This is a genomic window from Streptomyces sp. NPDC044002, assembly GCF_056434525.1.
Genome location: NZ_JBWKEZ010000015.1, coordinates 62,942 through 85,652, shown reverse-complemented (window position 1 = coordinate 85,652; position 22,711 = coordinate 62,942). Strand labels below are relative to the sequence as shown.

Genomic DNA, 22,711 nt, shown 5'->3' with positions numbered 1-22,711 from the left:
GGGGCAGAGGTAGACCTTCTGGCGGCGACGGGGCGCCGACGGGGGTCCGCCTGCGCGGCGAACAGGAGGAGCAGCGCCGAGGGCCAGAACACGAGGCCTCCCGCCGGGAAGGCCGGCAACCCCAGTACCAGGAGCCCGAGTCCGGCCGGGAACAGGGGTGCCGCAGCCGTTCCGCATTTCATCCGCCGTACATGGAACCGGGGTTCCGCTGCGCCTACTCTCATCGCCATGGCAGCAGGAACCCTCACCTCGCGCCGCCACGTCGACCAGGGGCTCGTGGCCAGCGCCCTGTGTCCGGCCGCGCCGGCGCGCTGACCGCGCCCCTTCCCCTCACGGGATCCCCACCTGGCGCCCCCGCCCGACTCCCGTCCCTCCCCTCGCGCACCGCGGCCCCGCCGCCGTGCGCCCATGCGCCGAAGCACCCAGGAGGAACAGACAGCATGAGCGAGAACAGACGACACCCGGTGAGCCGCCGCGGCTTCCTCGGCGGCGCCGCCGCCGTGGCGGCCACCACCGCCCTGCCCACCGCCGCGCAGCTCGCCGCAGCCGGCCCGGCCGCCGCCGCGGGCCGCCCGAACATCCTGCTGATCGTCACCGACGACCAGCCCAAGCACACCGAGTGGGCCCTGCCCAAGACCGTGGCCTGGCTCGCCGACCAGGGCGTGAAGTTCACCAACGGGCACGTCACCACCCCGCTGTGCTCCCCCTCGCGCTCCAGCGTCTTCTCCGGCCGGCACGCCCACAACCACGGCGTGCGCAACAACAAGGCCTCGTACGCGCTCGACCAGAGCACGACCGTGCAGAAGTACCTCAAGCAGGCGGGCTACCGCACCGGCCTGTTCGGCAAGTACCTCAACTCCTGGACCCTGGCGGACAGTCCGCCGCACTTCGAGGAGTTCGCCCTCCTCCAGCCCGGGTACGTCGACGCGCAGTGGAACGTCGACGGCACCGTCCAGACGATCAACGGCTACACCACCACCGTCATCAAGAACCGCACCCTGAAGTTCCTCGACAAGGCCGCCACCGACACCAGGCCCTGGTTCGCCTACGTCACCCCGTACGCCTCCCACGGCCCCCGCACCCCCGAGGCGAAGTACGCCGGCACCGCCGTCCCCGCCTGGAACGGCCGCCCCTCGGTCCCCGAAGCGGACCGCAGCGACAAGCCGGCGTACATCAGGAACGCCACCGGCACCCTCGCCGACGGCCAGGCCATCCGCGCCGAGCAGCTGCGCACCCTGCTCTCCGTCGACGACGCGGTCCAGGCCTTCAAGGACAAGCTCCAGGCACTCGGCCAGCTCGACAACACCCTCGTCGTCTACATCGGCGACAACGGGTTCAGCTGGGGCGACCACGGCTGGACCGCCAAGTCCGTGCCCTACCGCCCGGCGCACGAGGTGCCCTTCTACCTCTCCTGGCCGGCCGGGGGCCTGGGGGCGGGCAGCCAGGACGACCGGATCGTCGCCAACATCGACATCGCCCCGACGATCCTGGACGCGGCGGGCATCACCCCGGCCGCACCCCAGGACGGCCGCTCCCTGCTCTCCTCCCACAGCCGTGACCACCTGCTGGTGGAGTGGTGGAAGCAGGGCACCGGCGCCGGAGGCGCCCCGACCTGGTCCTCGTACGTCGCCAAGGACAAGCAGTACACCGAGTACTACGACCTGACGACCGACGCGAACGGCACCGTCTCGGGCACCGGGCAGGTCACGTTCCGCGAGTACTACGACCTCGTCGACGACCCCTTCCAGCTCACCAACAAGCTGTACCAGGCCACCCCGGCCCAGGAGCAGGCCCTCGGCGTCCCCGCCCTGGCCGCACAGCTCCACGCCGACCGCACGGCCTGACCCGCACCGCCTGACCGCACGGCCTGACCCGTACCGCCCGCACCGCACCGCCGGCCGGGCACCCCGCCACCAGGGGTGCCCGGCCGCCCATCGTCCCCACGGAGCCGACATGCCCGCCTGCTGCACCCCCGGCCACGCCCACGCCCACGCCCCGGTGCTCACCCTCGCCCCGCCGCCCCCCGCGGCCCCGCCGTCCCGGGTGGCCCGGCAGCTGCTCGCCCTGCCCGGCGGGCGGTTCCTCATGGGCACCGACGACCCCGACGGCTTCCCCGCCGACGCCGAGGGACCGGTCCGGGAGGTGGCCGTGGAGCCCTTCCGGATCGCGGCCACGACCGTGACGAACGCCCAGTTCGCCACCTTCGTCAAGGCCACCGGGCACACCACCGAGGCCGAGCGCTTCGGATTCTCCTTCACCTTCGGCGCGTTCCTCGCCGACGAGGTCGCCGCCGTGTCCCGCCCCGTACCGGGCGTTCCGTGGTGGCGGGCGGTGGAAGGGGCGTCCTGGCGCAGCCCCGAAGGGCCCGGCTCCCACGTGACCGACCGGCAGAACCACCCCGTCGTCCACGTCTCCTGGAACGACGCGCAGGCCTACTGCGCCTGGTCCGGCACCCGCCTGCCCACCGAGGCCGAATGGGAGTACGCCGCACGCGGGGGACTGGAGCAGCGGCGCTACCCGTGGGGCGACGAACTGACGCCCGGCGGCCGGCACATGTGCAACATCTGGCAGGGCGAGTTCCCGGTGCTCAACACCGGCGCCGACGGCCACGTGTCCACCGCCCCCGTGAAGTCCTTCCGGCCCAACGGCTTCGGCCTCTACAACACGGTCGGCAACGTCTGGGAGTGGTGCGCCGACCGGTTCACCCCCGGCGAGGAGACCGCGCGGGCGATGCGCGGGGGCTCGTACCTCTGCCACGACTCCTACTGCAACCGCTACCGCGTCGCCGCCCGCAGCTCGAACACACCGGACAGCTCGACCGGGAACATCGGTTTCCGGGTGGCCGCCGGTCCGGGTTCAGGCTGAGGTTCAGGAGACGGTGACGCGGGCCGGCGCCCAGGAGGTGTGGTCGAAGGACGTCCGGGCGTTGGCGTCCTCGACCACCAGCCGCAGCACCCGTACGCCGCGCACGTCCAGGTCCACGGCAACGGGACCGCCCGCCGCCGTCAGGACCGGGGTGGTCAGCAGCAGGCGGCCGTCGCCGTAGACCTTGGCCCGGGTGGCGCCGGCGGTGCTCTGCTTCGCGGAGAAGTCGTCGATGCCGACGAGCGACGCGAACCGTACGGCGGCCCCGCCGAGGTGGTAGGCGATGTCACTGGGCGCGTGGACCCCTAGGCCCTTGGGGTACGTGGTGCCCCCGAAGGAGATCGGCGGCCCGTCCCCGGCACCGTTCCTGCCGTTCGAGGCGTCACGCTCCACCGGCCCCCAGCCGTTCGTGGCGCTGATCCAGGCGAGGTCGGAGAGGTACGAGTCGCGCGTCGGGGCCGGCGGCGGGGTCGGCACGGTCCCCGTCGCCGCGTACCGCACCGGACCTCCCGGGGCGGTGGCACTGCCCTCGGCGGTGAGTGCCCAGGCCGTCGCGGGGGCGGCGTCCGCGGACGGGGTCACCTGCCAGGACACGGTGAGCCTGCCGCCCGCGGCGAGCTGCGCCGCACCGGTGGGGGACGCGGGGGTCACCGTCCATCCGGCGGGGGCGCGCAGGGCGAGCGCGGCGGAGGTCCAGGGCCGCGAGGAGCCGTTGTCGAGGGTGGCGGTCACGGCGAACGCCTCGCCCGGAACGGCCAGCGCGGGCAGCGCCACGCGCGCACCGAAGGGGACGCGCGGATACGGGTCCTTCCAGGAGGACCGCATCAGCGCCACGAGTTCCGCGGCCCGGGCCGGGTACGTGCCGGCCAGGTCGCGGCTCTCGCCGGGATCTGCGGCCAGGTCGTACAGCTCGACCTGCCACTTCGCGTCGGGGAGGGCGTGGTCGCGTTCGGGTGCGAAGCGCACGGCCTTCCAGTTGTCCCGGCGGAGCGCCTCGGCGAGCCAGGTGCCGCGCTTGGCGTCCTGGGCGTTGGCCCGGCCGGTGACGCCCAGCTCGTCGCGGAACCAGTACAGGTGCCCGTGGCGGGCCGAGTCGGGGCTGCCGGCGAGCAGGGGCGCGGCGGACAGCCCGTCCACGTCGGTGGGGGCGGGGGCGCCGCCCAGCTCGGCGAGGGTGGGCAGGACGTCGGTCAGGGGGGTGGGACGGTCGCTGGTGCCCTGCCGGACCCGGCCGGGGCCCCAGGCGATGAGGGGGACCCGTACGCCGCCCTCGTAGAGGTTGCGCTTGTAGCCGCGCAGCGGCCCGTTGGCGTCGAACAGGTCGGGGTTGACCCCGCCCTCCTCGTGGGGGCCGTTGTCGCTGGTGACGAGGAGGACGGTGTCCTGCTCCAGGCCGAGGCCGCGGAGCCGGTCGACGACCTTGCCGACCAGGGCGTCGAAGTAGCTCACCTGCGCGGCGTGCCCCTTGTCGGCGACCGTCCAGGAACGGCCGGCGTACGCGCTGGTGTCGGGGACGTCGCTGGGGGCGTGCGGGACGTTCGGGGTGAGCAGCAGCAGGAACGGCTGCCCGGCGTTGTCCCCGATGAACTCCAGGGCGCGCCGCTCCAGCAGGTCCGGGGCGTACACGGCCTTCGCGCCGCCCGCGTTCGCCGGGATCGCCTCCTTGGCGCCGTTGCGCCAGAGGTACTCGGGGTAGTACTGGTGCGCGTGGCCGTGGTCGATGTACCCGTAGAACTCCTCGAAGCCGCGGGCGGCCGGATGGCTCTCCTGGCCGGCGGCCTCCGGGCCGAAGCCCCACTTGCCGATCACGGCGGTCCGGTAGCCGCGGGCCCTGAGCACCTGGGCGAACGTGGTGTCGGTGGCCGTCAGGGAACCCTGGCCGCCGGAGGAGGGATTGGCGCGGACGGTGGCGTGGCCGGTGTGCAGCCCGGTGAGCAGGGAACCGCGCGAGGGCGCGCAGACGGCGGCGGTGGAGTACGCGTCGGTGAACCGCAGCCCCTCGGCGGCGAGCCGGTCCAGGCGGGGCGTGGAGATCAGCTTCTGCCCGTACGCGCCGAGTTCCCCGTAGCCGAGGTCGTCGGCGAGGACCACGACGAGGTTCGGCGGCCGGCCGCCGGAGACGGCCGCCGCCGGCTGAGGGGCCGTCACCGAGGGCGCGGCGTGCGCCCCGCCGACGGCGAGGCCGAGCGCGGCGGTCGAACCGGCCAGGAACGTACGGCGGCTGGACATGGCGGAGTTCTCCTCGGGTGCACGGGACCGGTCGCTGTCCGCCGATCATGGGACGCCCGCCCCCGCCAGGACCATGCACAGCACATGAAGACCTTGTGACGCCCCCGCCCCGTGCATGCCTATGCTGCCGCCATGGGTCTGGATCTCATGCTGTTCATGGCGGACTGGAGGCATCTGAGCGCCATCCCCGCCGAGGAGCGCGTCGAGGCGCTGCACGATGCCGTCTGGCCGGCAGAGCCTGACGTCGAGCAATACGTCCGCCGCCCGCGCGGCGGCTGGACATGGCTCCCGGACCGGGAGTCCGCATGGTGCGCCGAGTACGACTTCCACACCACCAACGGCGCCTACCGCCACCACGCCCGCGCGGGGGACGCCTGGGCCGACATGCGGCCACTGCCCGATGCTTCGCTCCGCGAGGCGATGGACACCTTCCTCGACGGCCTGATCTGGGACGCGGACCCGGCCGACGACCCCGCGCAGACCGGCGGCGGAGGATTCTTCCCGCCGGCCACCGACCACCGGTACCCGTCGCTCCTCCTCGTCTGCCCTCCCGAGGCCCTGCCCGGCAAGGCCCGCGCCTGGACGCGGGCGGAACCCCGCCTCGACGAGCTGCGCGCACCGTTCGCCGCCGAGTGCGAGGGCTGGGCGGGCCGCCCCGACACCTTCGAGGACTTCACCGCGCTCCTGCGCGAATGGGGCACCGTGACCACGGAGGCCGCCCTCCGGGGCTGGGGGCTCGTGGGGTTGCCCTAGACACCGCTCCCGGAGCCCGGACTGTCAGTGCCCTTTGGCAGCATGGAGCCATGAGCAAGGTAGTGAACTACAGCATGGCGAACCCCGGTGAGATCGTGCGCTTCGTGCCCGCCCTGGACCTGAGCGCCGACGAATCGGAACGCCTGGACACCATGCGCGGCAGGGCGAAGGCCGCTCAGGACAGCCTGGAGCGCCAGGGCGTGGACTGGGGGCTGTCGGTCCCGGACGCCCTGGAGGAGCTGGTCTCCGGCCGTGCCGACTCCTCCGCCGACTACGCCGGTTGCGCCTACTACACGGCCCTCCAGATCATCATCGACCACAACGCCAGCGACAGCTCGACCCTGGCGAGCTACCGGAGCCCCATCACTTACTTCTCCGCCCTGGACGACGCCCTCGGCGCGGCGGGCGTCCCTGCCGACCTGCTGCCCTACCAGTACCTCTTCAGCGGCCCGCCCTCCGAGATCGGGTTCCGCATACCCCATCCCCCGGAGGGTTCACCGGAGATCGGCTGCTGGCCCCTCGCGAAGGCCGTTCCCGCCGTGGAGGCCTACCGAGCGGTGCTGGACCGGGTCGATGCCGATCTCCGGTACGACCTCGGCGAGCTCATCGAGGCCCTCGACGGCTGGGCCTCGGAGTGGAAGGAGGGCGAGGGCGCCTGGTGGTGGGCCGAGGACGGCTTGATCGTCTTCTCGATCACCGGCTGAGGCCGACCCGGTGGGTGACCGCCCTGTGCCCGCCGGCTGGTGACGCCTTCGCAGTCCGCAGTGCGGTGACCCTACGGGCCGAGGTACGAAACGAGCAGATCGGGACCGGCGGCGCGCAGCCGGGGGAAGACCAGTACGGCGGCGATGGCGGCGGGAATCAGCGACCACGGGGTGTCGACCCCGACCTTCCCGCCGTACCAGGTGCCGGCCCATCCGACGGTCCCGACCACGCAAAGGGCTGCCACGAGGTGCAGCGTCTCCCGCAGGGCCGTCCTGTCCCTGACCGGCGCCAGGTCTTTGAGCTCTTCCTCCGGGAGGAGGGCCCCCAGCCGTCCCGAGGCGAAGTTCTCGCCGATGGTGCGAAGGAGCCGGGCGATCGCCCGTGCCGCTTCGACGGGGTCGGTGTCGAGCCCTGATTCCGCGCGGCGCAGGGCGGCGACCACGACCCTGGCGTGGACCTTGGTGAGCCCTCTGCGGGGGGACGTCCAGGGCACCAGACCGGAGCTGTGCGGACCGCCCAGGATCGCGCGCTCGGCATCGCGCAGGCTGCGGGAGACGTCGCGGGCCGCAGCGAGCCGCCGGCCGGCGGGTGCGGTCACCAGCCTGGCGCAGCTCTTGATGCAGCGGTTGGCCGCCGCAACCGGCAGGAGCGCCCGGAAGCCGCGCAGGTGACCGACCGCGAAGTAGAGCATCCATACCTTGAACAGCAGGGCGAGGCTGAAAGCGGCCGCGAACAGACCCCAGGCCAAGAGGAACGCGGACCCTGGCGACGGTGGCGGGTGGGACCGTGCGTAGTCCGCCGATGCGAAGATGCCGGCAAGGAGACCGAAGAGGACCCAGAGGTACTGCGTCTGGGTCGCCTCCACCGCGATGAACGTCCGGCGGCTGATCGCCTTGCGTACCGCAGGGGCGACGCTGCCGTCCCCCGTGGTCACCCGCAAGGCCTCGCCCAGTGAGTCCGTCAGCCCGTTGATCTGCGCGTGGATCCCCGGCCAGTTGCTGCGGGCGGTGCCCTTCACCGACTGGAACTTGGCGGAATCCTGCCGTCCCATGCGCTCTCCCTCGCCACCGTCGTCGCTTCGACGGTCCCACCTCGGCGGGTCGCAGCCGGCCGGTATTGCGGAGCTGTGACGAACCCGCCGGACAACGCCTTCCGGACGCCGGGTAGGGTCACCGTGTGATCACGGCCCGCCCCGCTCCCGGCACGGCGCGGACCCGCCACCAGGCGGGCCCGCTGCGGCTGCTGTGGCTGGCCGCGCTGCTGTTCGCGTTCCTCTACACCCACGCCGCCGGAGCCGACAGCGCCTCCGCGCACGTCACCGGCGGCGCCGTCGCCGTGGCCCACCTGGCGCCCGCCGGCGATGACGACGCCTCTCACCACGACGGCCGGCGCCCCGACCGCCAGGACGACGACGCCGGCGGCGGTCACCCGCATCCCGCGGAGGCATGCGCCTCCGGGCACCCGCAGCAGGGCTGTGACCTGCCCGGACCGCACGAGACCGCCGTGGCCGTCGAGTCCGCCTCCTTCACCGCGATGACGCCGCAGCCATGGACGCAGACCCGTCCCTGCGGCCTTCCTCCGTCACGCAGTTCCCTCGGCTCCGTAGTGCAGCAGGTATAGATCCGGGCCCTTTGCCCCGATCTGTCCTGATTCTCATCACCCATCCCGGACCGCCGCCACCGCGGCCGACCGGGCGATGAGCCGCGCACGCACCCAAGGAACCCGCACATGACCTCCGTCCAGCTCTCCGACGCCCGCACGCCGCGGACCACACCGGACACTCCCGCGGCGGGACGGGCCGCCCGCCGCAGGGCCCAGCCCCGCCAGCGGCCGCTGGCCGCCCGCTACCTCGGCTACGTCGGCTACTTCGTCGGCGCCGGCCTCATCAGCGGCGCCGTCGTCCACCACCCCCTCGACCCCGACCGCTACACCCGCATCGCCGCCTACGGCGCGCTCGTCTTCCTCGGCGCAACCGTCCTCAACGAGTTCCTCCTCACCCGCGAGCGGCCCGGCCTGCCGCGCCTGCTGGTCGTGATCGGCTCCTCGCTGCTCCTTTCCTTCGGCATCGGCATGCTCAGCGGCGGCCTCCAGCACTTCGACGACTTCCCCGCCCGCGGCACCGTCCTCGTCCCCGCCGGCATCGTCGTCTCGTTCGTCGCCTACGTCGTCAAGGACGCCGACACCCCCACCCGCCGCATCTTCAGCCTCCTGGGCCTGACCGTCCTCGCGGTCGCGGCCCTCGCCTTCTTCGGCCTGCGTGAAGTCGCGGCGTCCATGGAGGCCACACCCGGCGGCGGCCACAGCCACGGCACCGCCGAAGAACCCGCCGCGGACGACCACCACCCGGCCACCACCCCCTCTCCGGCCACCACTCCCGCACCGCACACCTCCAGCCGGCCCGGCCCCACCGCCGAGCCCCCGGCTCACAGTGACGGACACGCAGGCCACTGACCGGCCGGAGTCCCGCGGCCATGGCGAGCCGAAATTCCGTGGAGCTCACCTTTGCGGCGTGGAATGATCTTCAGCGACCGTTGACAAAGGGGAAGGCCGGAAACGTGTACGTACCGTCATCTGCAAGGGCTCTCGATGACGACGAGCGTGAGCTCGTGGAGCTGGCACGCCGCACCATAGACGCGCACACCGACGCCGGGCCCGACGGAGACGGGATCCACACGATGGGCGCCGCGGTCATGGCCGCCGACTACCGGATGTTCGCCGGTGTGAACCTCTACCACTTCACCGGCGGCCCCTGCGCCGAACTCGTGGCTCTGGGAGCCGCACGGGCCCAGGGCGCCCGCCAGATGCGCTGCATCGTCGCCGTGGGGAACCACGGGCGCGGGATCGTCGGCCCGTGCGGGCGAGACCGGCAGGTCTTCGCGGACTACTACCCGACCATGCGCGTCATCGTGCCCACGCCCGAGGGGCCCAGGTCCGTTCTCGCCGCCGACCTGATGCCGCTGACGCAGCGATGGACCCCGGAGGGCATGAGCGGTCTCGACCCGTCGCTCTACCAGGACCCCGAGACGGCCGGTCCCCCGATCATCCGGTTCAACCCCCGCTACCTGGAAGACGTCCGTTCCGGCGCCAAGACCAAGACCACCCGCTTCCGGGACCCGGCCCGGCTCGGGCCGGCACGGCTGGTGTTCGAGAGCGACCCCGAGGTCGTCCTGCCGGCAGAGGTGACCGAGATCAGGCACTGCCTGGTCAGCGAGCTCACCGACCAGGACGCCCGGGCCGAGGGGCTGACGACCGCAGCCGAACTCCGGGCAGGCCTCAAGGGCCACTACCCGGATCTGGCGGCAACCGACGAGGTCGACGTCGTCACCTTCCGGATCAACGGCGAGACGGTGTCCGAAGACTGAGGAGGTCCCCGTCCGCACCCGCGCCGCCCGCCGCCCGCCGCGCGGGGCGCGGCGGGCCGACCGGGGCCGCACGTACGGGCTACTCCTTCAGCCAGCCGCGCTGCACGCACCGTACGCCGGCCTCGAACCGGCTGCGCGCGCCGAGGCGTTCCATCAGGTCGGCCGCGATGCGGCGCGCGGTGCGCTGGGACACGCCGAGGCGCTTGGCGATGGACTCGTCGGTGTGGCCCTGGGCCAGCAGGGCGATGATGGCCGATTCCTGCGGGTTCAGCCCCCCGCTGCCCGCCGGTGCGGCCGTGCCGAGCGGCTGGGCGCCGGCCCACACGCTGTCGAAGAGTGCGCACAGTGCGGTCAGGGTCCCCTGGCCGGTCAGCAGGACCGCTCCGGCGGCGGTGTCGTCGCTGCTGACCGGGATGACCGCGGTGGCGCGGTCGGTGATGATCATCCGGGTGGGCAGGACGGGCACGGTACGGATCTGGCCGCCCTTCCCGGCCAGCCAGTTCGCGTACTCCACGGTGGGCTGGTCGTTGCGGACGCTGTTCAGGTAGACGGTCCGCATCCGCACCCCCCGGTCCAGCAACTGCTCGTCCAGCGGCCGAGAGGCGTCCATCTGCGCCGCGGGCTGCGCGCCGCCCGGTGCGAACGACATGACCTCGGTGGTGACGTCCCGGGTCAGGCGGGTGAGGCAGTCGCGGATCTGGTCGATGCCGATGAGCTGTTCGACCCCGGGGCTGGAGGTGGCCGGCCGCAGGTCGGCGTATTCGGCGATGAGCTGCGCGGCGACGGCGCGCGAGGCCTCCAGGCGCTGCTGCTGCGCCATGAGTTCCTGCTGCTGGCGGGCCATCAGGATCTCCATGCCGATGTCGGGCGAGACCGCCCGCATCCGGCCCTCGTGCTCGCCCGAGGGGCGGACCAGGGCCAGCTCGCTGAGCAGGTCGAGGGCGTCGAGTACGTCCTGCCGGGGCGCACCCACCCTCGCGACGATCTCGGCCACGCCGCCCCGCGGATCGGTGAGCATGGCGCGGTACACGGATTCCGCGACGGAATCGAGTCCTAGTGCGGTCAGCACGTTGAATCCCCCCTTGAAACATGCACCCCATCCCCCTGGGGTGAATGTGATCATGCCACGGCTCCCGGCAGGCGTGCAGGGCGATATCGCCGCCGCCCGAGTTGTGGACGGTTGTGTCCCAGGCCTCAAATGTCCAGCTCTGGACGGTGGACCGGGGGCTCGCCCCTTGGAATCGTCGTGCTCATGTATCTCGTGCATGCCCGCTTGCAAGGGCCTCCCGGTGTCGCTCTTCCCCCGCAGGTGAAGTCCCTCGTGCACGTGCTCGCCCGTGAGGGCGACGGTGTCGAGCACGTGACCGCACATCCGCGGGCGCTGCCGTTCCCGGTCGTCGGCCTCTACCTCCGGGCCGAGAGCCTCGTGGAGGCCGAGTCGACCGGGGCCGCACTTTGCCGCCGGGTCCTGGAGCGCGCGGAGTTCACGGGATGGTCGCTGGTGCTCGCGCAAGCCCCCATGGTCACGCCGTTCTACGAGTCACTGCTGGCCGGTTCCGGCCCGCAGCCGGGGGGCCTGGACGGAACGGGCCAAGGCCTTTTGCGTCCAGGCGGATCCCCTTCCACCGTGTCTGACCAGCGGCGAGAGTAGTTCTCGTCAGCAGGGAACACCGCCCGGCGGACGAGGAACCGGACAGCGTCACCGCGGGACGCAGGCCGGTTCGGGACACCCGACCACACGTCAGAAAAGGACCAGGACCATGCTTCGCACCCGTCTCGCCCAGGCCGCCGCGGTCACCGCCCTCGCCTCCTCCTTCCTCCTGGCCGGCGCCGCGCTCGCCTCGGCCGAGCCGGCACCGCAGACCTCCGTGTCCGCCACCCAGGCGGCCCCGGTGGAGAACGCCCCCGCCGCCGGCAAGGACACCATGGGCTGGTCCTGACCCACGGGCCCCCACCGACCCGCCCGCAGACCGCTGGTCCCGGCCGGAACCGGCCTGGCCGTGGATGACCGGCCATGGGCCGGACGCCGATTCAGCGATGCGCCATCGACTTGGTCCGACGCTGGTAGGACAAGGCGCATACGCCGAGGGACAGTCCCATGGAGAAGAAGTTCGCGAAGCCGATGACGAAGACCCACGGCGACATGCCGGCCAAGTCGGCCGTGGAGGGTCCGCCGGTCGCGATCACCACCAGGCCGAGCCCTCCGTAGGGAGTGAGGGCCACCGTCGAGGCCCATCCGGGTGCGAGGAGAAGCCACCGCGGGACCCGCCGTCCGCGCAGCCCGGGTACCCAGCGCGGGAAGACCTGGCCCCATGGCCGGGTGAGGGCTCCGAGGAGCGTGATGCCCAGGAGGACGCCCACGGCGGTGAAGTCGATCCCGTGTTCCTCCAGCCATACGAGAACCCGGGGAGCCCCGTGCCTGCTGAACTCCTCGGCGATGTTCATCCCCGCCGGTTTGCCCGCCGTTCCGCCCCATGACCAGTAGAGCTTCATCGCCACATAGGGAAGGCAGCCGATGGCGCCCGCAACCGCTGCCCGCCTGACGGCCGGCGGGGGGACGACGTACGCAATGCTGGATCCAGTACCCCAATGCATGTCAATACCCTGTCGAGGGACGAGTGCTCCGCGAATCCACCTGGGGCACCAGGTGTTCCTCCCTCCGGCGGGGGAGACGCACAGCCACGGGCTCGGTCATGCCACCGCCCTGCGCGCTGCCTTAGAGCGGCGGTTCCAGGGCGTAGCCGTTCTCGTCCACCGGAACAGGGACGGGCTTCGGCCGGGCGGCGCGCTGTTCGGCTGCCGTGGGGTGGACGGCGATCGCCTCCGCCGGCCGGCCCTGTCGGATCAGGACCTCGCACAGTTCCTCCCGCGCCCGGACCGTCCCGAGGGCCCGCAGTTCGGCGGCGGCGTCGTCCAGGAGGCCGGCGGTGTCCAGGAGTCCGGTCTTGACGATGCGGGGGTCGGTCCACGGGTCCGGGTGGGCTTCGGCCTGCACGAGCGGACCGTCGCCGACCCGGCCGACCTGCCCTCCGACCTCGCCGCCCGAGCCGCCACCCGCCTCCTGCACACCGCCCGCCTCACACCGGCCGACATCGACCTGCTGCTCTTCGCCGCCGTCAGCGCCGACGTCCGCGAACCGGCCAACGCCCACATCGTCGCGGCCAAGACCGGCCTGGCATGCCCGGCGTTCGACATCGGCAACGCCTGCAACGGTGTCATCAACGCCCTCCAGGTCGCCGACGCCCTCATCCGCACCGGCCAGCACCGCCGCGTCCTGATCACCTGCGGCGAGACACTCACCCGCCTCTCCCGCTGGCACCTCACCCGCGACCAGCTGCGCACCGGACTCACCTCCCTGACCGGAGCCGACCTGGGCGCCGCCCTCCTCCTCGAAGCCTCCCCGCGTCCCGGCATCACCGGCTCGGTGTTCCTGGCCAACTCCGCGGGCTGGCCGGCCGCCACCCTCTACGACCCCCACCACGCTCCCGGCCACCCCCAGGGCCTGCACGTCGACTCCGACGCCCTGCTGGGCTCGTTCGCCGACCTCGACGCCCAGGGTGCCCAGTGGCTCAAGGAACAGCACGTCGACGTCCGCGACCTCGGCCTGGTCTGCGTCCACCAGCCGTCCGTGCCCTTCGTGGACACCTTCCGCTCCCGCATGGACATCGACCCGGCGCAGATCATCCCCACCTTCCCCCACACCGGCAACGCGGCCGCCGCGACCCTGCCCCTCCAACTCGCCACCGCGGCACGCCGCGGACGCCTGGCCGAGGGCGACACGGTCGCCCTCTTCGGCCTGGCCAGCGGAGCCAGCGGCGCCGTGATGCTCCTGCGCTGGTGAAAACCCCCGGCCGGATCCCGGACCCCAGCCCCCGACCGGTGCGCAGATGACGGAGGCTCCGGGGGCCGCTCACCGGGGAGCGGGCGGGGCGGGATCCGCTGCCGCGGCCGGCTCCCGGTCGCCTTCACCCCGTGCGGTGAGCACCCGTCCCAGGAGTCGGGTGCCCGGCCCGACCCGTCCGCCCGGACCGGGCAGTTGCGTCGTGCCGGCCACCGTGAGCGGCTCCCGGCAGGAGTCGCAGGCCACGACCGGCGTGGCCAGATGCCCGCAGGCGTGGTGGCGTATCAGGGCGGGCGGTCCCGCGGGCTCGCCGTACCACTTGTCGCCCCAGGCCATCAGCGCCAGCAGGACGGGGTAGAGCTCGCGGCCCTTCTCCGTGGCCACGTACTCCTCGCGGGGCGGGGACGCCTGGTAGCGCTCCCGCGCCAGAACTCCCTCTTCGACCAGCCGGGCCAGTCGCGCGGCGAGGGTCTTGCGGGACAGGCCGAGGTCCTCCGCCAGGTCGTCGAAGCGGCGGATCCCGACGAGGACGTCGCGCATGATCAGGGCCGTCCAGGCGTCGCCGAACAGATCGGTCGCGCGGGCGATCGAGCAGGCGACGCCGGAGAGGGGAGTGCGGGCCACGCGGCCACCCTATCGCCGCCGGGTTCCCTGAGGAAACTCCCCAATGCTAGGTTTACTCAGGGAACTTGACCCGACGAGTCGAGGGAGCCTGCCATGGTGACCACCCCGCACATCGCACTCGACACGGCCGGACCCGCGGCCGTCGACGGCCGCCACATCCGGGCCCTGACCTTCCAGTCCGTACGGCTCGAATACCTGCGGCACGTCCTTTCGGCGACGGGCCTCGTGGCGGCCGGCAGCCGGGCGCTCGTCGTCGGCAGCGGTCGCGGTCTTCTGGCGCGCGGTCTCGCCCGGCTCGGTTTCGAGGTCGTCGCCACCGACGCGTCCCCCGCCGCGACGGCCCTCGCCCTGGCGGCCGACGAGGGGCAGGGCGTCACCTACCTGACGACACCCGCGGAGGAACTGGACCTGCCGGACGGCTTCTTCGACCTCCTGTACTGCGCCGACACCCTTGAGATCACCGAACGGCCGGACGCGGTCCTCGCGGAGGCGGCGCGGGTGCTGCGTCCCCGCGGGGCCTTCGTCTACGACACGGTCAACCGCACCCCGGTGTCCCGCCTGATCTACCTCGGCGCCTTCCAGGCCTTCCCGGGCACACGGATCATGCCCCACGGCCGCTACGCCGCACACCGGCTGCGCCGCCCGGCGGAGATCGCCGAGGCCCTGGACCGGGTGGGGCTGTCCGCGCAGGACGTATCGGCGTTCAAGCCGCGCGACGTCCGCAGCCTGGTGCGGGCGACCCGCGGGCGCAGGCGCGGAACGCTGACCGATGAGCAGCTGCCGGAGCTGGTCGACATGGTGCTCGAACCGGCGGGCAGCCCCGTGGTGACGTACCTGGGGCACGCCCTCCGCCGGGACTGAGCGCGAGCCGGTCAGCCCGCGGTGGGCCGCCGGGTCCGCGGTGGGCCGCCGGGTCCGAGGTGGGCCGGTCAGTCCGAGGTGATGCCGGCGAGGACGGCGAGGACGGCGAGACGGATCCGGTTGTCCCGGCCCGTCTTCGCCATCAGGCTGGCCACGTGCGTCTTCACCGTGGTGACCCCCAGGTGCAGCCGGTCGGCGATCTCCTTGTTGGACAGCCCCACGCCCAGCAGTCCGAGGACCTCCCGCTCGCGCGGGGTGATGCCCGCCACCGGAGCGTCCCGGGACCCCCCGGGGACCTCCGGGGCCGAGCGGGAGTGCACCGCCTGGGCGACGAGGCGGTCGAGGACGTCCCGGCTGAAGGGGGTCCCTCCGCCGGCGGCCCGGCGCACGGCCTCCAGGAGTTCGGCGGGAGGGGTGTCCTTCACCAGGAACCCGCAGGCCCCGGCAGCCAGCGCCGGGTACAGGTGGTCGTCGTCGTCGAAAGTGGTGAGGGCGACGACCCGGGTGGCGGGGCGCGCGGCCAGGATGCGGCGGGTGGCCGTGATGCCGTCCGTGCCGGGCATCCGCAGGTCCATCAGGACGACGTCGGGCGCGAGGCGTTCGGCCAGTCGTACGGCCTCCGCGCCGTTGTCCGCCTCGCCCTGGACCTCGATGTCCGGAGTCTGCTCGAAGAGCATGCGCAGTCCCATGCGGACGAGGTGCTGGTCGTCGACGACGAGGACGCGGATCACAGGCGGGGCTCCATATCGGTTGCGGACAAGGGCAGCTCGGCCGCGAGCCGCCAGCCCTCGGCCGCGGGGCCCGCGTCCAGCCGGCCGCCGAGCAGGTCCACCCGCTCGCGCATGCCGATCAAGCCGTGTCCCGAAGGGTACGTCTGCGTGCGGGCCCTGCCGGCCCCGTCGTCCCGGATCGTCACGTGCACGGCCTCCTCGGCCACCCGCACGGTCAGCTCGGCGTGCGCTCCGGGCCCACCGTGCCTGGCCGCGTTGGCCAGGCCCTCCTGGGCCAGGCGGAGGATGGCGAGTCCGCGTACCGCGTCGAGCTCCGCGACACGGGGGTCCACGGAGGGCGTCACGGTCAGGCCGGTCTGGCGTACGTGTTCCACCACCGACTCCAGTGCCGCGGGCAGCGCCCCGGGCGTGACCAGGGAGCCGGTCTCCGGACCGGTCCGGCCGGGGGCCCGCAGCACGGCCACCAGGCGCCGCAGATCGGCCAGTGCCGCGCCGGCACTGGCGTGCAGGTCGTCGAGGACATCGGTGATCCGCGGGTCGGTGGTGCCGGTCCCGGCGGTGACGTGCCGGGCGACACCGACACGCAGCACCATGGAGGAGACGTGATGGGCGACCAGGTCGTGCAGCTCCCGCGCGATGGCGGTGCGCTCCGCCGTACGGGCGGCCAGGAGCTGTTGCTCCGCACGGAGCTCCTGCTGCCGCGCGTACTCCTGCGCGTGCAGGGCGGCTTCGCGGGTCACGCGTACGTAGGAGCCCAGGAGCAGCGGCACGCCGGCGACCATCGCCATCTTGTAGAGCACCGGCAGGGAACCGCCGGGCAGCTCGTCGAAGCGGTGCACGGCGACGGTGAGCGCCAGTGCCGCCGCCCCGGCGGCGAGGAGGCGTCCGGAGCGCTGGACCGCCAGCTCGAAGAGGGTGACGGCGGCCAGCACCTTCAACGACGAGGCCGTGCTCGCGCCCAGCGCGTGCGCGGCCATGAGCAGGACCGACTGCGCCAGCAGCGCGCCGAACACCCATTTCCCGGCGACGAGGCACAGCACGAACCCGGCCGCGGCGAAACCCCAGTCCCGTGTCCCGGACGGCTGCCGCAGCAGCAGGAAGTACCCGACGAGTACCCCGGCGAGCGCCAGGATCCGTATGCCGGCGAATCTCCGGTCGAACGCGAGCTCGATCCAAGATCGGTTCATGGCGCCACGATAGGCGGGCGCCCGTGCCCGGGGGGTCCTCCCGTGGGAGGAGGCGCCTCCTCCCACCGGCCGCGATGTCCGGCCGGTGGACGGAACCGGCCGTCCGGGACGGGCGGCGAGGATGATCGTCATGGACACCAAGCCGAACACGGACATGGACACGGACGCAGAAACGAATCCGGACACGAATCCGGAAACGAACGCCGGCGCGGACGCGGGATCCGCTGCCGTGGGGCGGCGTTCCCTCCTCGGCGGAGCGGCCGCTCTGGGACTGGGGAGCGTGGCCTTCGGCGCCACCGCGCAGGCTGCCGGTGCCCCGTCGAGGGCCCGCCCCGAGGGCGGCCGCTTCCAGGGGAAGTCGGTACTCGTCACCGGCGGCACGTCCGGCATCGGCAGGGCGGCCGCGAAGGCGTTCGCCCGCGAGGGGGCACACGTCGGATTCTGCGGCAGGCGGGCCGAGCTGGGGCGCCAGGTGGAACGCGAGATCCGGGACGCGGGCGGCGAAGCCACCTACCTCCAGGCCGACGTACGCGTGGACGCGCAGGTACGCGCCTTCGTGGACCGGGTCGCGAGCCGTTACGGCGGCATCGACGTGGCCTTCAACAACGCCGGCATAGGCGGCGGCAAACTGCCCCACGAGATGAGCGTCGAGGAATGGGACGACATCCAGGCCACCAACGCCCGCGGAGTGTTCCTCTCGGTCAAGTACGAGATCCCGCACATGCTCAGGGCGCAGCGCGGCGTCATCATCTGCACCTCGTCGTCGGCAGCCGAACAGGCCCGGCCGAACGGGGCCGCGTACACCGCGAGCAAGCGTGCGGTCCAGGGCCTGGTGAAGTCCGCGGCGCTCGCCTACGGACCCAAGGGGATCCGGATCAACGCCCTGCTGCCCGGCACCACCGACACCCCCTTCGTCCGCCCGCCGGGAATCCCGGACGCGGACTGGGCGGGGTACAAGCAGGCGTGGGGGCCGCTCAACGTCGACGGCCTCGAACGCATGGCCGACCCCGAGGAGATCGCACGCGCCGTGCTCGGCCTCGCCTCCGACGACTTCCCGTACATGACCGGGGCGTCCATCACCGTGGACGGCGGGAGCACCGCCGGCCGGAAGATGGTCCAGCCGAACACCGCCTGAAGCCCGGCGCCTTCCATCCCCTCTCCCCCTCCCCGTCCCCGAGGTGCTCCACATGCGCATCCGACTCGTCCTGGGTCTCGCCCTGCTGTCCACCGGCGCCCTCGCGGGCGCGTTCGGCTACGGCGCGGCCAACCTCGTCCCCACGTTCGACGCGGTACCGCTCCAGATGAGGCTGTCCTTCCACGCCCGGCTGATGGAGATGAACGGGATCACCATGCAGGGCGCGATGGCGCTGTCCGCGCTCAGCTCCGCGACGCTGGCCGTCATGACCCGCGGCACCCCGCGGCGGCTGGCGGGCGGAGCCGGGCTGCTGACACTGGTGTCCTTCCTGATAACCCGGCTCGGCAACGTTCCCATCAACGGCCGGATCAAGGAGTGGGCCGTCACTTCGGCGCCCCTCGACCACGCCGAGGTCCTGGACCGCTGGGAGGCGTTCAACAACGCCCGCACGGGCACCGCGTTCGCCGCCTTCACGCTGCTGATCCTGCTGGCCCTGCGCCGCCGGGGCGCCGACCACGCGCCGGACGGAACCCGGCGCACAGGCCCTCCGTCCCGGACCGATTCGGCAGACCTACAGTGAGCTTCGCGAACGCCACGGGGGAGCAGAGGCATGGGAGTGCGTACGGGTAGGGGCACGAGCAATGCGGTGGACGGCGAGTCCGCATGCACGCCGGGCACATCGCCCAACTGCTGCTCCAGTACGGTGCGGATCCCGGCCGGTGCGGGCAGGAGGACCTCCTCCCCCTGAGCGAGGCGGTCGACTCGGGTTCGCCCGCTCTGTTCGAGGCGCTCCTGGACCACGAGACCCGGGGCCGGTATCCCGAGTCCGAACTCCTGGAGGCGCGGGACCTGGCGCGCCGCTGGCACGAGACGGGGGCCGAGGCCGAACTGCGACGCCGTACGGGTTCCAGAGACGCCGCCGTCCGTACGCCGGTTCAGGACGACGAGTACCACAGCGTCGACGAGGTCACCCTTGGCGGCACGACCGTGCGGGACGGCCACGGGGCGATCCTCACGTACGCCGAGGAACTGCTCGGGGTTCGGACCTCGTTCGAGGAGCTGACGGACCGCGCGCTGGCACACGCCGGCCAGGAGAACCACGCCACATGGGCCAGGGTCACCATCCTGCTGGCCGGCCGGCGCGGCCGGGCGACGTGGACGGCTGCCGCGGCGCTGCGCACGCACCCGGACCCGTCCCGCCGGTTGTTCAGCGCCGAGGTGCTCCGGCTGACCCTTCTGTTCGACGACAGCGACGAGGACGCGTTCGCCGGTCCCGCTCTGGACATGTTCACCGACTGGTCGGCCGAGGAGACGGACCTCGCCGTGCTCACCGAGGTGCTGGGCGCTCTCGGAGGTCTCAGCGGCCTCCGCGCGGAGGCGGCCCTCCTGCGGTACGCCGGCCATTCGGATGCCCGGGTACGGCGCGCGGTGGCGGATGGGCTCAGCGGCACGTCATCCTCGTCGCCGGCCTTCTCCGGCGACGCTCGCACGGCGTTGCTGCGGCTGATGGCCGACCCGGACGCGGTGGTGCGGAAGACCGCCTGCTGCACGGTTGCCGTGGGCCGGGACCACGATCCCATCTTCGCAGACGCCATGGCGGCCGCCGTGCTGGACGACCCGGACCGCCTGGTCCGGCTCGCGGCTGCCTACGGACTCGCCCTCCACCACGACGAACGGTGCGTGGAAGCGGCACGCTTCCTCGGCCCGCCCCGGCGCGGTTCCCTGGAAGAGGAGCACTACCTCGAAGCGGTGTGGCGCTACGAGTGGCGCCGCGACCGCCGCTGACGTCCCCCCCCGCTGGCCTCCTCACCCCCGGTCGGAACCGGTAGACCCCGCCGATGGTGCGCTTCCGGACTCGGCGCCCTCTCTCCGGCCCCGACGGAACGCGGCCCGGTAGGCGCTCGGGCGCCGGCCGGTGTGGCGGGCGAAGAGCGCGGCGAAGGTGCCGGGGTCCTGGTATCCGACGGCCGCCGCGACCGCGGAGACGGTGCGGTCGGTGGACTCCAGCAGATGGCGGGCCCGGCGGACCCGGGCGGCCTGGAGATGGACCAGCGGGCTGTGCCCGGTCTCCTCGGCGAAGCGGCGCAGCAGCGTACGGGTGCTGACCTGGAAGGCGTCCGCGAGGGCGGCGAGGTCGTACCGCTCGGCGAGGTTCTGGTCGAGACGCCGCATGACCCGCTGGGAGAACTCCCGGCCGGGCTGCGGCAGGAGCCGGGGATCGACGTACGGGGTCTGGGAGGCCCGCGCCTCGTCGAGCAGCGCGACACGGGCGGTGGTCCGGGCCACCCCGGCGCCGTGCTGCCGGCGGATCAGGTCCAGCGCGAAGTCGTACATCGCGCTGAAGGCGGCCGTGGTCGTCACGCCCCTGTCGGTGACGACCAGGTGCTGGGGCTGCACTTCCGTTTCGGGGCAGCGCCGGGCCAGTTCCCCGGCGTGCAGCCACGAGGTGGTGGCCCGGCGCCGGTCGAGGAGGCCCGCCTCGGCGAGCAGGAAGGCGCCGACGCAGAGGGAGACGACGGCGGTGCCGGCCGCGGCCTGCGCCCGGATGGCCGCGGTCTCCGGGGCGAGCCGGCCGAGCAGGGCGTCGAGATCCGTGCCCGTACGCAGCTCGAAGCCGGGGACCACGAGGACGTCGACCTCGCGCAGGGGCCGCACCTCCAGGCTCGCGCCGCCCGAAGCCGTGACCCGGCGGCGGGGTGAGACGACCGACACCCGGCAGCCGGGCGCGTCCGGCCCCGCGACGTGCCCGGCGATCGTCAACAGGTCCGGCACGCCGAACACTTCGGACGCGAAGCAGCCCGGGTACGCCAGGACCCCGACCCGCAGTTCCCCCGGCCCGCCGCCGCCCGCCGCGGGCTGCCCGTCCTCCGCCCCCACCCGTACCCCCTGCCACCCCCGAACCCCGTCCCGCCTCCGCCCAGGATATGGAGGGAGGGCGGGGTGGCGGGATGGCGGGATGGCGGGATCGCCTCAGGCTCAGGCGATCCCGCCCCTCACCCGGCAGCCGGTTCCGCGTCAGGCTGGCCCCATGAGCGAAGACGATCCCCTCACCGACTTCATCCGCCGGACCGTGGCCGTGGAGGGGGTGGAGAAGACCGTGTACGTGGCCGGGACCGGCCCGGCGGTCGTGGTGCTGCCCGAGATGCCGGGCATCAGCCCCGACGTCCTGCGGCTCGCGCGGTGGGTGCGGGACGCGGGCTTCACCGTCCACGTGCCCTCCCTCTTCGGGACGGACGGCGCCTTCCCCACGGTCGACGGCGGCCGGGAGGTCCTCCGCCGCGCATGCGTCAGCGCGGAGTTCCACGCCTTCGCCGGGGGCGGCACCAGCCCGGTGACGCTCTGGCTGCGCGGTCTGGCGCGCCAGGCCCACTCGGAGTGCGGCGGGCCGGGGGTGGGGGCGATCGGCCTGTGCTTCACGGGGAACTTCGCCCTCACCATGGCCCTGGAGCCCACCGTGATCGCCCCGGTGGTCAACCACCCCTCGCTGCCGCTCGACGACCCCGGCGGAATCGAACTCGACCCGGCGGACGCCCGCGCGGTGCGCGACCGCCTCGACCGCGACGGACTCACCGTCCTCGCCTACCGCTTCGAGGGCGACCGCTGGTGCACGGGGCAGCGCTTCGCCGCCTACCGGGCCCTGCTGGGCGACGCCTTCGACGGCCGGGTCCTCCCGGACACCGCCGCCAACCCGGCGCCGCCGCCCTTCTTCGCCGACCTGGTCGGCACGCCGCACAGCGTCGTCACCGCCCACCTCGTCGACGAGGCGGGCCACCCCACGCTCCGGGCACGCGACGCGATCCTCACCTTCCTCACCGACCGCCTGCACCCGCACACGGCCCGCCACACCACCTGACCGGCCCGGTACGGTGCCCGGTCACCGGCTCGGCCGGTCGCTGAGCGGGACGGAAATGGCGGTGCGTGCCCGCGGCATGCCGGTCAGACTCCTGGGCATGACCGCGAAAATCACTCGTATCAATCCCGAGCAGCTGCACGAGACGCCCGGCTATCACCACATCACCGTGGTGGAGACCGGCCGTACGGCCTACCTGGCGGGGCAGTGCCCGCTCGACCGGAGCGGTTCCCTCGTCGGTTCCGGGTCGCTGGAGCGGCAAGTCGACCAGGTCGTCGCGAACGCGCTCGCCGCCTTGGCCGCGGTGGATGCCGGGCCGCGGCACGTGGTGCGCTCGGTGATCTACGTGCGCAGCGACGACCGGGACGACCTCGGCGTCGCTTGGCGCCGGCTCACCGACTCGGCCCTGGGCCCGGCGTTCACCAGCGCCAGCACGCTGTTGGGCGTCGCGCAACTCGGCTTCACGGGGCAGCTCGTCGAGGTGGACCTCACCGTGGCGCTGCCCGACTGAACCTCTGCGGCTCCAGAAGTCGCACGGACCCGAATCCGAGGGATCGCAGACCGGAAC

25 protein-coding genes are annotated in these 22,711 nt (G+C 73.1%); 16 read left to right on the top strand and 9 right to left on the bottom strand.

Features of this window, described 5'->3' with window-relative positions; genetic code table 11:
- Nucleotides 1–440: 440 nt before the first annotated feature.
- Complete coding sequence (locus AC07A6_RS14335) at nt 441–1,844, top strand: sulfatase family protein (RefSeq protein ID WP_478777292.1); 1,404 nt, start codon at nt 441–443, stop codon at nt 1,842–1,844.
- A 109-nt stretch (nt 1,845–1,953) separates the two neighbouring features.
- The gene (locus AC07A6_RS14330; RefSeq protein WP_478777291.1) at nt 1,954–2,865 is read left to right on the top strand and encodes a formylglycine-generating enzyme family protein; all 912 of its coding nucleotides are present in this window, start codon (nt 1,954–1,956) and stop codon (nt 2,863–2,865) included.
- A 3-nt stretch (nt 2,866–2,868) separates the two neighbouring features.
- Here AC07A6_RS14330 and AC07A6_RS14325 read toward each other — a convergent pair whose 3' ends face one another.
- On the bottom strand, nt 2,869–5,094 hold the full coding sequence (locus tag AC07A6_RS14325; RefSeq protein WP_478777290.1) for a sulfatase family protein: 2,226 nt from the start codon (nt 5,092–5,094) through the stop codon (nt 2,869–2,871).
- Between the two features lie 132 nt (nt 5,095–5,226).
- Here AC07A6_RS14325 and AC07A6_RS14320 point away from each other — a divergent pair, with 132 nt between their 5' ends.
- Both AC07A6_RS14320 and AC07A6_RS14315 read left to right on the top strand, forming a co-directional pair.
- On the top strand, nt 5,227–5,847 hold the full coding sequence (locus AC07A6_RS14320) for a hypothetical protein (protein WP_478777289.1): 621 nt from the start codon (nt 5,227–5,229) through the stop codon (nt 5,845–5,847).
- Nucleotides 5,848–5,897: 50 nt separating this feature from the next.
- Entirely contained in the window at nt 5,898–6,551 is a 654-nt protein-coding gene (locus tag AC07A6_RS14315; RefSeq protein ID WP_478777288.1) for a DUF7691 family protein, read from the top strand.
- Between the two features lie 71 nt (nt 6,552–6,622).
- Here the strand turns inward: AC07A6_RS14315 and AC07A6_RS14310 are convergent, their stop codons facing one another.
- Nucleotides 6,623–7,603 (bottom strand): hypothetical protein, encoded by a 981-nt coding sequence (locus AC07A6_RS14310; RefSeq protein WP_478777287.1) that lies wholly within the window; start codon nt 7,601–7,603, stop codon nt 6,623–6,625.
- 125 nt (nt 7,604–7,728) lie between these two features.
- On the opposite strand from AC07A6_RS14310, the gene AC07A6_RS14305 reads away from it, so the two are divergent.
- The 3 genes from AC07A6_RS14305 to AC07A6_RS14295 all read left to right on the top strand — a co-directional run bounded on the left by AC07A6_RS14305 (nt 7,729) and on the right by AC07A6_RS14295 (nt 9,914).
- Entirely contained in the window at nt 7,729–8,172 is a 444-nt protein-coding gene (locus tag AC07A6_RS14305; RefSeq protein ID WP_478777286.1) for a hypothetical protein, read from the top strand.
- A gap of 108 nt (nt 8,173–8,280) precedes the next feature.
- Nucleotides 8,281–9,003: a hypothetical protein gene (locus AC07A6_RS14300; protein WP_478777285.1), complete on the top strand. Its 723-nt coding sequence runs from the start codon at nt 8,281–8,283 to the stop codon at nt 9,001–9,003.
- A 155-nt stretch (nt 9,004–9,158) separates the two neighbouring features.
- Nucleotides 9,159–9,914 (top strand): ASCH domain-containing protein, encoded by a 756-nt coding sequence (locus AC07A6_RS14295; protein WP_478777284.1) that lies wholly within the window; start codon nt 9,159–9,161, stop codon nt 9,912–9,914.
- 79 nt (nt 9,915–9,993) lie between these two features.
- On the opposite strand, the gene AC07A6_RS14290 is transcribed toward AC07A6_RS14295, so the two are convergent.
- Nucleotides 9,994–10,983, bottom strand: a complete 990-nt coding sequence (locus AC07A6_RS14290) for a LuxR C-terminal-related transcriptional regulator (RefSeq protein ID WP_362459864.1) — start codon at nt 10,981–10,983, stop codon at nt 9,994–9,996.
- A 183-nt stretch (nt 10,984–11,166) separates the two neighbouring features.
- On the opposite strand from AC07A6_RS14290, the gene AC07A6_RS14285 reads away from it, so the two are divergent.
- Both AC07A6_RS14285 and AC07A6_RS14280 read left to right on the top strand, forming a co-directional pair.
- The gene (locus tag AC07A6_RS14285; RefSeq protein WP_362459862.1) at nt 11,167–11,565 is read left to right on the top strand and encodes a hypothetical protein; all 399 of its coding nucleotides are present in this window, start codon (nt 11,167–11,169) and stop codon (nt 11,563–11,565) included.
- Between the two features lie 109 nt (nt 11,566–11,674).
- Nucleotides 11,675–11,854, top strand: coding sequence for a hypothetical protein (locus tag AC07A6_RS14280; protein WP_362459859.1), 180 nt, complete (start codon nt 11,675–11,677; stop codon nt 11,852–11,854).
- Nucleotides 11,855–11,945: 91 nt separating this feature from the next.
- Here AC07A6_RS14280 and AC07A6_RS14275 read toward each other — a convergent pair whose 3' ends face one another.
- Together AC07A6_RS14275 and AC07A6_RS14270 are read right to left on the bottom strand one after the other, a co-directional pair.
- Entirely contained in the window at nt 11,946–12,413 is a 468-nt protein-coding gene (locus AC07A6_RS14275) for a hypothetical protein (RefSeq protein ID WP_478777283.1), read from the bottom strand.
- 217 nt (nt 12,414–12,630) lie between these two features.
- A complete protein-coding gene (locus AC07A6_RS14270) occupies nt 12,631–12,909 on the bottom strand; it encodes a hypothetical protein (protein ID WP_478777282.1) in 279 nt (92 codons plus the stop codon).
- Here AC07A6_RS14270 and AC07A6_RS14265 point away from each other — a divergent pair.
- The gene (locus AC07A6_RS14265) at nt 12,892–13,755 is read left to right on the top strand and encodes a 3-oxoacyl-ACP synthase III family protein (RefSeq protein ID WP_478777281.1); all 864 of its coding nucleotides are present in this window, start codon (nt 12,892–12,894) and stop codon (nt 13,753–13,755) included. The genes AC07A6_RS14270 and AC07A6_RS14265 overlap by 18 nt on opposite strands.
- A 69-nt stretch (nt 13,756–13,824) precedes the next feature.
- On the opposite strand, the gene AC07A6_RS14260 is transcribed toward AC07A6_RS14265, so the two are convergent.
- Nucleotides 13,825–14,379 carry a winged helix-turn-helix transcriptional regulator gene (locus AC07A6_RS14260; protein ID WP_478777280.1) on the bottom strand — a complete coding sequence of 185 codons (555 nt, stop codon included), beginning with the start codon at nt 14,377–14,379 and terminating at the stop codon, nt 13,825–13,827.
- 93 nt (nt 14,380–14,472) lie between these two features.
- Between AC07A6_RS14260 and AC07A6_RS14255 the strand changes: the two genes are divergently transcribed.
- Nucleotides 14,473–15,240, top strand: a complete 768-nt coding sequence (locus tag AC07A6_RS14255) for a class I SAM-dependent methyltransferase (RefSeq protein ID WP_478777279.1) — start codon at nt 14,473–14,475, stop codon at nt 15,238–15,240.
- A gap of 68 nt (nt 15,241–15,308) precedes the next feature.
- On the opposite strand, the gene AC07A6_RS14250 is transcribed toward AC07A6_RS14255, so the two are convergent.
- Both AC07A6_RS14250 and AC07A6_RS14245 read right to left on the bottom strand, forming a co-directional pair.
- A complete protein-coding gene (locus AC07A6_RS14250; protein ID WP_478777278.1) occupies nt 15,309–15,971 on the bottom strand; it encodes a response regulator transcription factor in 663 nt (220 codons plus the stop codon).
- Nucleotides 15,968–17,158 (bottom strand): sensor histidine kinase, encoded by a 1,191-nt coding sequence (locus tag AC07A6_RS14245; RefSeq protein WP_478777277.1) that lies wholly within the window; start codon nt 17,156–17,158, stop codon nt 15,968–15,970. Before AC07A6_RS14245 ends, AC07A6_RS14250 begins: the two co-directional genes overlap by 4 nt.
- A 130-nt stretch (nt 17,159–17,288) precedes the next feature.
- Between AC07A6_RS14245 and AC07A6_RS14240 the strand changes: the two genes are divergently transcribed.
- The 3 genes from AC07A6_RS14240 to AC07A6_RS14230 all read left to right on the top strand — a co-directional run bounded on the left by AC07A6_RS14240 (nt 17,289) and on the right by AC07A6_RS14230 (nt 20,078).
- Entirely contained in the window at nt 17,289–18,293 is a 1,005-nt protein-coding gene (locus tag AC07A6_RS14240; protein WP_478777276.1) for an SDR family NAD(P)-dependent oxidoreductase, read from the top strand.
- A gap of 52 nt (nt 18,294–18,345) precedes the next feature.
- Nucleotides 18,346–18,873, top strand: coding sequence for an anthrone oxygenase family protein (locus AC07A6_RS14235; RefSeq protein ID WP_386274532.1), 528 nt, complete (start codon nt 18,346–18,348; stop codon nt 18,871–18,873).
- An 83-nt stretch (nt 18,874–18,956) separates the two neighbouring features.
- Nucleotides 18,957–20,078 carry a HEAT repeat domain-containing protein gene (locus AC07A6_RS14230; RefSeq protein ID WP_478777275.1) on the top strand — a complete coding sequence of 374 codons (1,122 nt, stop codon included), beginning with the start codon at nt 18,957–18,959 and terminating at the stop codon, nt 20,076–20,078.
- Nucleotides 20,079–20,099: 21 nt separating this feature from the next.
- Here the strand turns inward: AC07A6_RS14230 and AC07A6_RS14225 are convergent, their stop codons facing one another.
- Nucleotides 20,100–21,170 carry a GlxA family transcriptional regulator gene (locus tag AC07A6_RS14225; RefSeq protein ID WP_478777274.1) on the bottom strand — a complete coding sequence of 357 codons (1,071 nt, stop codon included), beginning with the start codon at nt 21,168–21,170 and terminating at the stop codon, nt 20,100–20,102.
- A gap of 151 nt (nt 21,171–21,321) precedes the next feature.
- Between AC07A6_RS14225 and AC07A6_RS14220 the strand changes: the two genes are divergently transcribed.
- Entirely contained in the window at nt 21,322–22,146 is an 825-nt protein-coding gene (locus AC07A6_RS14220) for a dienelactone hydrolase family protein (protein ID WP_478777273.1), read from the top strand.
- 97 nt (nt 22,147–22,243) lie between these two features.
- Complete coding sequence (locus tag AC07A6_RS14215) at nt 22,244–22,654, top strand: RidA family protein (RefSeq protein WP_478777272.1); 411 nt, start codon at nt 22,244–22,246, stop codon at nt 22,652–22,654.
- Nucleotides 22,655–22,711: the final 57 nt, after the last annotated feature.